The sequence below is a fragment of the Stutzerimonas degradans genome, from assembly GCF_024448505.1.
Classification (GTDB): domain Bacteria; phylum Pseudomonadota; class Gammaproteobacteria; order Pseudomonadales; family Pseudomonadaceae; genus Stutzerimonas; species Stutzerimonas degradans.
The window spans coordinates 1-536 of the sequence record NZ_JAMOHV010000031.1; the positions used below are offsets into that span (position 1 = coordinate 1).

The 536-nt window shown below is 63.1% G+C and carries 1 protein-coding gene; it reads left to right on the forward strand.

The features are described 5' to 3' along the window. The coding region (locus NAV27_RS19135) for an aldehyde dehydrogenase family protein (protein WP_256055323.1) at window positions 1–536 on the forward strand (536 nt) is incomplete at both ends.

Below are 536 nucleotides of genomic sequence, written 5' to 3' on the forward strand. Positions count from 1 at the left end.
TTGGCGATCTGCTGCCGCCGGGCGTGCTGAACATCGTTCAGGGCTTCGGTCGTGAAGCCGGCCAGGCGCTGGCCACCAGCACCCGCATCGCCAAGATCGCCTTCACCGGCTCGACCCCGGTTGGCGCGCACATCATGCGTTGCGCGGCCGAAAACATCATTCCGAGCACCGTCGAGCTGGGCGGCAAGAGCCCGAACATCTTCTTCGAAGACATCATGAATGCCGAGCCGGCGTTCATCGAGAAGGCTGCCGAAGGCCTGGTGCTGGCGTTCTTCAACCAGGGCGAGGTGTGCACCTGCCCGTCGCGCGCGGTGATTCAGGAATCTATCTTCGAGCCCTTCATGGAAGTGGTGATGAAGAAGATCAAGGCCATCAAGCGCGGCAACCCGCTGGATACCGACACCATGGTCGGCGCTCAGGCCTCCGAGCAACAGTTCGACAAGATTCTGTCCTACATGGACATCGCCCAGCAGGAAGGCGCGCAGATCCTCACCGGCGGCGCCGCGGAGAAGCTCGAAGGCGGTCTGGCCAGCGGT